Annotated in this window: 6 protein-coding genes; 1 reads left to right on the plus strand and 5 read right to left on the minus strand. The window is 73.7% G+C overall.

Features of this window, described 5'->3' with window-relative positions:
* Window positions 1-2: 2 nt before the first annotated feature.
* The 5 genes from AC060K_RS01710 to AC060K_RS01730 all read right to left on the minus strand — a co-directional run bounded on the left by AC060K_RS01710 (window position 3) and on the right by AC060K_RS01730 (window position 3,970).
* Window positions 3-1,070: a hypothetical protein gene (locus AC060K_RS01710; protein WP_483763710.1), complete on the minus strand. Its 1,068-nt coding sequence runs from the start codon at window positions 1,068-1,070 to the stop codon at window positions 3-5.
* On the minus strand, window positions 1,063-1,590 hold the full coding sequence (locus AC060K_RS01715; RefSeq protein WP_483763711.1) for an RNA polymerase sigma factor: 528 nt from the start codon (window positions 1,588-1,590) through the stop codon (window positions 1,063-1,065). The genes AC060K_RS01710 and AC060K_RS01715 overlap by 8 nt, the downstream gene beginning before the upstream one ends.
* A gap of 117 nt (window positions 1,591-1,707) precedes the next feature.
* Window positions 1,708-2,394 carry an LmeA family phospholipid-binding protein gene (locus tag AC060K_RS01720; RefSeq protein WP_483763712.1) on the minus strand — a complete coding sequence of 229 codons (687 nt, stop codon included), beginning with the start codon at window positions 2,392-2,394 and terminating at the stop codon, window positions 1,708-1,710.
* Window positions 2,395-2,516: 122 nt separating this feature from the next.
* Window positions 2,517-3,470, minus strand: coding sequence for an EamA family transporter (locus AC060K_RS01725; protein ID WP_483763713.1), 954 nt, complete (start codon window positions 3,468-3,470; stop codon window positions 2,517-2,519).
* A gap of 89 nt (window positions 3,471-3,559) precedes the next feature.
* On the minus strand, window positions 3,560-3,970 hold the full coding sequence (locus AC060K_RS01730; protein ID WP_483763714.1) for a nitroreductase family deazaflavin-dependent oxidoreductase: 411 nt from the start codon (window positions 3,968-3,970) through the stop codon (window positions 3,560-3,562).
* Between the two features lie 147 nt (window positions 3,971-4,117).
* On the opposite strand from AC060K_RS01730, the gene purL reads away from it, so the two are divergent.
* Complete coding sequence (gene purL, locus AC060K_RS01735) at window positions 4,118-6,442, plus strand: phosphoribosylformylglycinamidine synthase subunit PurL (protein WP_483763715.1); 2,325 nt, start codon at window positions 4,118-4,120, stop codon at window positions 6,440-6,442.
* The last annotated feature ends 32 nt before the right edge of the window (window positions 6,443-6,474 follow it).

Here is a 6,474-nt window from a genome sequence, read left to right on the forward strand (position 1 = left end):
GGTCACCCCAGACAGTTGACGAAGACGGTGACGGTCCGTGGCGCGCTCTGGTTGCCCGCCTGGTCGCGCGCCACGGCGGAGAAGGTGACGTTGCCGTAGGTGCCCTCGGGGATCGCAAGGTCGTAGCGCCAGCCTCCGGAGGCGGCGGACATCTCGGCGCTGCCCGTCGTGGCGCCGGACCACGAGAGCGAGACGCCGCGCACGCCGACCGCGTCGGACGCGGAGACGACGACGGTGCTCGTGGTGTCCAGCGAGTAGCCCGGGCACGTCGCCGGATCCGCCGTCATGGCCGAGACGGTCGGCGCCGTCGTGTCGGCAGGTGGGGCAGGCGGGGGCTGCGGCGCGGGCGGCGTCGGGCCGGGGGCCGGTGGCGCGGGCGCGGGAGCCGGTGGCGCCGTCGTCGGACCTGGCGCGGGCTGGGGTGCGGGCGTGGACCGGCCAGGCCGGGGCGTCGCCGTCGTCGACGGGCCGGGCGCCGGTACAGGAGCGTCCGACGGCGTCGCGGAGGGGGCCGGCGTCGGCGCGGCCGACGGCGAGGCGAGCGCGACCAGCGGCTGCGCACAGCCGGCGACCGGGAGGTCCTCGACGGGGGTCTCGCCCACGTCGGCGGTCACCACCGCGGCGGGTAGCCAGACCACCGAGGAGCGGTCGTGGGGGCTGCGCACTGCCACGTGGGAGGAGTCGGCGCTCCGTGCGACGACGAGCACCCGCTCGCCCGCCCGCAGGTCCGCGGCGCCGGTCCCGCCCGGGCACAGCCCCGCGGACACGCCGTGGTCCGGCACGAGGAGCGGCAGCCCGGGGGCGGCGCCGTCGTCGGACCCCACGGCCCCGAGCAGGCCGCTCGCGCCCACGACCGACCCGGCCACGACCGCGACCAGCCCGGCGCCCAGCCACGGCAGGAGGCTGTGCAGGCCGCCCCAGCCCGGCGCGGTGGACGACGGGGCGACCGCGCCCGCGTCCCCCTCGGCGACGCGCCGGCGGACGGCGTCGGCGACCCCGGCGGGGTCCCCGGGCTGCGCGGCGCGGGCTAAGGAGTCGCGCAGCAGGTCGTCCAGCGAGGTGTCAGCCACGGTGGTCCTCCTTCCGGAGCCGAGCCGCCAGGGCCTTGCGCGCCCGGAAGAGCTGCGTCTTGACCGTCCCGGTGCTCACACCCAGCCCGGCGGCGATCTGATCCACGGGCTGGTCGAGCAGGTAGTGGAGCACGCACACCTGGCGCTGCCGGTCCGGCAGGGCGGCGAGCGCACGGGCGACGTCCACGTCGACGGCGTCCGACGCCGCGGCCACCGGGTCCTCGGCCGCTGTCGCCTCGACCCGGGACCCGACGCGGCGCAGGGCCCGCGTCTCCGCGGCGCGCGACCGCTGCAGGTCCCTGGCGCGGTTGCTCGCGACCACCGTGATCCAGGCGGCGAGGTTCTCCACCCGCCGGGCCGGTGGCTTGGCGAGGAAGCCCACAAGGGCGTCCTGCACGGCGTCGGCCGCATCCTGCGGGCTGCCGGTGATCAGGCCCACCGCCGCGACGACCTTCGGGTACTCGCGCGCGACGAAGGCATCCAGGTCCACCTGGGCCTCTCCCGCCACGACTGTGCTCACATCGCCTCGACGTGTGACGGGGCCCGTCGGGTTGACACGGCCTGACGAGCGACATGATGGCGCGGTGGGCGGGGTGCCGTCCCGGCGTCGGCGGGTGAATCCGCGGGCGGGGCCGCGTCAGGAGGCCACGAGCTCCTCGAGCGCCACCCCGGTGCCGGTCACCGTGACCCGCACCGAACCGTCGGCGACCTCGACGGCGTCGAGCCCGACCCCGGCGGGCAGCGTGAGCGGCACCTCGAGCCCGGAGAGGAGGGCTGCGACGGAACCGGGCAGGTCCTCGACCGGCTGCGGGCCGGAGCCGGTGTCGACGGAGACGACGTCCACCGCGAGCGTGGCGGCGTCGGCCACCCGGGGGCGTCCCGCCACGGCCATCGGCAGCCCCAGTACGGTGCCGGAGAGGACGAGGGTGTCGCCCTCCGTGCTCAGGTCGCCCGCCAGGCCGGACTGGTCGCGCAGGGCCCGCTCGAGGTCGTCGATCGCGAGGAGCCCCGAGGCGGTGCCGGACGTGACCGGGTATGGCGGCGCGACACCGACGCCGTGGGCGTCGATCTCCAGGCCGGTGACCGTGTAGCCGCCGAACGACGCCGTGGCCGCCGATCCCGTCACGTGGGTCAGCTCGCCCTGCGCCACCTGGGTGAGGAACGGGAAGCCGGTGATGTCGAGGCTCGCCCCGGTGACGTCGGCCTGCTGCTGGAAAGCCTGGACGGCGGCGCGCTCGGCGGCGCCCGCTGCGACGCGGTCACCCACCACCAGGACGACGGCGAGCACGGCCAGCGTCAGGAACCACCCCAGAGCACGTCTCACGACCAGCCACCCTAGGGGGCTTTGTCCACCATCGGCCAGGGAGTCGCGCCCGGCAGCGGAACATACATGCGATGTATGAAACATCCAGTGACTGATAGGTCGCGTGCCCTGCCACCTGAGGCTCAGAGGCGAGCCTCCGCCTTCGGGACGTCCGCGGCCGGGGTGAGCGGGCGCCGTCGTCGGGCACCGAACCGCAGCAGGCCCGAGGTGACCGCGACGCCCAGCAGGAGCAGGAGGCCGCCGCCGGCCTCGGCGGTGTTGGGCACCTCGCCCTGGACCACCCACGCCGCGGCGATGCCCACCACCGGGACCAGCATGGTGAAGGGAGCCACCGCCCCGGCGCGGTGCCGGGCCAGGAGCGTGTTCCAGATGCCGTAGCCCACCAGGCTTGCCAGCCAGGCCGTGTACAGCGTGGAGACGATGGCGGTCCCGCTCAGGTGCGTCAGCGAGTGCCCGACGGCGCCCGGGCCGTCCAGCGCGATCGCGAGCCCGAACATCGGCACCGGCACGACCAGCGCCGACCAGACCGTCATGGAGAGTCCCGACATGGGGCTCGGGGCGGGGCCGCCCGCGGGGACCGCGGCTCCGAGCCGGCGCACGATCACGTTGCCCGTAGCCCACGACGCCGCCGCGGCGATCGCCAGGAGGAGCGCCAGCGCCGGGGTGCTCGCGCTGCGGCCCAGGCCCACCACGAGGAGCCCGACCGCCCCGATCGCGACTCCGACGAGCTGCGCGGGAGTGGGCCGTTCACGGAGGGCGACCGACGCGAACACGACGGTGAACGCCACCTGCGCCTGCAGCACCAGCGACGCGATGCCCGGCGGCAGCCCGAGGGCGATCGCCGTGTACAGGAGCGCGAACTGACCCAGGCTGAGGAACGTCCCGACGAGCAGGACGTCACGCAGGCGGGCGCTGGGCCGCGGCACCAGGAAGATCGCCGGCACCAGCACCACGACGAAGCGGATCGCCACGAAGAGCGCCGCCGGGACGTCGGCCACGCCGTAGTCGATCGCGAGGAAGTTCAGGCCCCAGATGACGGTGACGAGCACAGCGAGGAGCGAGTGACGCAGGGGCATGCGGCCATCCTCCGTCGCGAGACCGTGAAGCGTCCATCGCGTATCGCTGTCGCACCGTTCAGCGGTACTGAACGGTCGCGTGCGATGGCTCAGCCGACCGGCGTCAGCCGGATCAGCGGGATGACGCGCTCGGTGCGCTTCTCGTAGTCGCCGAAGCCGGGGGCCTCGCTCACCACGCGCTGCCAGACCACGCCGCGCTCGTCCGGCCCGAGTTCCTCGGCCTTGACCCGGAAGGTCCGGGTGCCGACCTCGACGTCGAACTCCGGATTGGCGACCAGGTTGTGGTACCAGGCCGGGTTCTCCGGGGCGCCGCCCTTGGAGGCGACGACGATCATGGCACCGTCCGGCTCCGGGAAGTACACGACCGGGTGGACGCGTTCCAGCCCGGTCTTGGCCCCCACCGTGTGGAGGAGGATCATGTTCGCGCCCTCGAACGGCCCGCCGACGCGGCCCTCGTTCGCGCGGAACTCCTCGATGATCTGCGTATTCCAGTCGCTCATGACCAGGGCAACCGTTCAGGGCGTCCGGGACATTCCCGGGCGGCGGGGAGTCCCTGTGGACAACCGCGCAGGCGCCCGGGAGGCGAAAGGTAGACTGGCGGCGCGCCGCAGTGCGCCGCCAATCCCACTCCGCACGCGAGGAACTACATGACCGCGCCCGCGTCCCAGGCCCCTTCCCGCCCGCAGCTCGACACCGTCGAGAACGCGGCCGCCCACCCCGACGAGGCCCAGCCGTTCGGCGAGCTGGGACTCAAGCCGGACGAGTACCAGCGCATCAAGGACATCCTCGGGCGGCGCCCCACGGCCGCCGAGCTGGCCATGTACTCGGTGATGTGGTCGGAGCACTGCTCGTACAAGTCGTCCAAGGTGCACCTGCGCACGTTCGGCGAGCGCGTCACCGACGAGATGAAGGAGCATCTGCTCGTCGGGATCGGCGAGAACGCCGGCGTGGTCGATATCGGCGACGGCTGGGCCGTCACCTTCAAGGTCGAGTCCCACAACCACCCGTCGTTCGTGGAGCCGTACCAGGGTGCAGCCACCGGCGTCGGCGGCATCGTCCGCGACATCATCTCGATGGGCGCGCGCCCGGTCGCCGTCATGGACCAGCTGCGCTTCGGCGACGTGAACCACCCCGACACGGCGCGCGTCGTGCACGGCGTGGTGTCCGGCGTGGGCGGCTACGGCAACTCCCTCGGGCTGCCGAACATCGGCGGCGAGCTCGTGTTCGACGCGTCGTACCAGGGCAACCCGCTCGTCAACGCCCTGTGCGTGGGCGTGCTGCGGCACGAGGACATCCACCTCGCCAACGCCTCCGGCATCGGCAACAAGGTGGTCCTCTTCGGTGCCCGGACGGGCGGCGACGGCATCGGCGGCGCCTCGATCCTCGCGTCCGAGACGTTCGAGGACGGCGTCCCCGCCAAGCGCCCCTCGGTCCAGGTGGGCGACCCCTTCATGGAGAAGGTCCTCATCGAGTGCTGCCTGGAGCTGTACGCGGCCAAGGTCGTGGAAGGCATCCAGGACCTGGGGGCCGCCGGCATCTCGTGCGCCACGTCGGAGCTCGCCTCCAACGGCGACGGCGGCATGCACGTGGACCTCGACGACGTGCTGCTGCGCGACCCCACGCTGAACGCCGGCGAGATCCTCATGTCGGAGTCGCAGGAGCGCATGATGGCCGTGGTCCGGCCCGACAAGCTCGAGGAGTTCCTCGCGATCACCGGGAAGTGGGACGTCGAGACGGCCGTGATCGGCGAGGTCAACGACTCCGGCCGCCTCACCATCGACCACCACGGCCAGCGCATCGTCGACGTCGACCCGCGCACCGTCGCCCACGAGGGCCCCGTGTACAACCGCCCCTATGCCCGGCCCGCCTGGCAGGACGAGCTCAACGCGGCCGGGACCGTCGCCGCAGGGCTCGCCCGGCCGTCGTCGGGCGACGAGCTGCGCGAGACCGCGCTGACGCTGCTCGCCTCCCCCAACCTCGCCTCCAAGGCGTGGGTGACCAACCAGTACGACCGCTTCGTCCAGGGCAACACCGCGCTCGCCCAGCCCGACGACGGCGGCGTGATCCGCGTCGACGAGTCCACCGGCCTCGGCGTGGCGCTCGCGACCGACGCCAACGGCCGCTACGGCAAGCTCGACCCGCGCACCGGCGCGGCGCTGGCGCTCGCGGAGGCGTACCGCAACGTCGCGACGGTCGGGGCCACGCCGCTCGCGGTGACCGACTGCCTCAACTTCGGCTCGCCCGAGGACCCGGACTCGATGTGGCAGCTCGTGGAGGCCATCGAGGGCCTCGCGGACGCGTGCCAGGAGCTCGGCGTTCCCGTGACCGGCGGCAACGTCTCGCTCTACAACGGCACCGGCGAGCCCGGGCAGATCGACTCGTCGATCCACCCCACGCCCGTGGTGGGCGTGCTCGGTGTCCTCGACGACGTACGGACCGCCGTGCCGTCCGGCTGGCGCGAGGAAGGGCTGTCGGTCCTGCTGCTCGGCACCACTCGTGACGAGCTCGACGGTTCGGCCTGGGCCGACGTCGTGCACCAGCACCTCGGCGGCGTGCCGCCTCGCGTGGACCTGGCCGCCGAGAGGGCGCTGGCGTCCGTCCTCGTGGAGGCGCGGCGCGCAGGCACCGTCGCAGCGGCGCACGACCTGTCCGAAGGCGGCCTCGCGCAGGCGCTGCTGGAGTCCTCCCTGCGGTTCGGCACGGGCGTCTCGGTGTCGCTGGAGGGCCTGACCGCCCGCGACGGCGTGGACCCGTTCGCCGCGCTGTTCTCGGAGTCGACGGCCCGTGCGCTCGTCGCCGTCGCGCCGGAGTCCGAGGCTGCGGTCGTGGCGTCGGCCGAGGCGGCCGGGGTTCCCGTGCTGCGTCTGGGCGTGACCGGTGGTTCCACCGTCGCCGTGGAGGGTGCCTTCGAGGTGCCGCTCGACGAGGCGCGCGAGGCCTTCGAGGGAACGCTGCCGCGCATCTTCGGCTGAGCTTGTTTGAGGTCGTGTGATCGGCAGTTCGG

Source organism: Antribacter sp. NEAU-D49, from assembly GCF_057158775.1.

What these genes read in the sequence shown, in the direction of transcription:
- AC060K_RS01725 (WP_483763713.1), bottom strand. Translation starts at nt 3,470, where the DNA reads ATGCCCCTGCGTCACTCGCTCCTCGCTGTGCTCGTCACCGTCATCTGG.
- AC060K_RS01730 (WP_483763714.1), bottom strand. Translation starts at nt 3,970, where the DNA reads ATGAGCGACTGGAATACGCAGATCATCGAGGAGTTCCGCGCGAACGAG.
- purL (WP_483763715.1), top strand. Translation starts at nt 4,118, where the DNA reads ATGACCGCGCCCGCGTCCCAGGCCCCTTCCCGCCCGCAGCTCGACACC.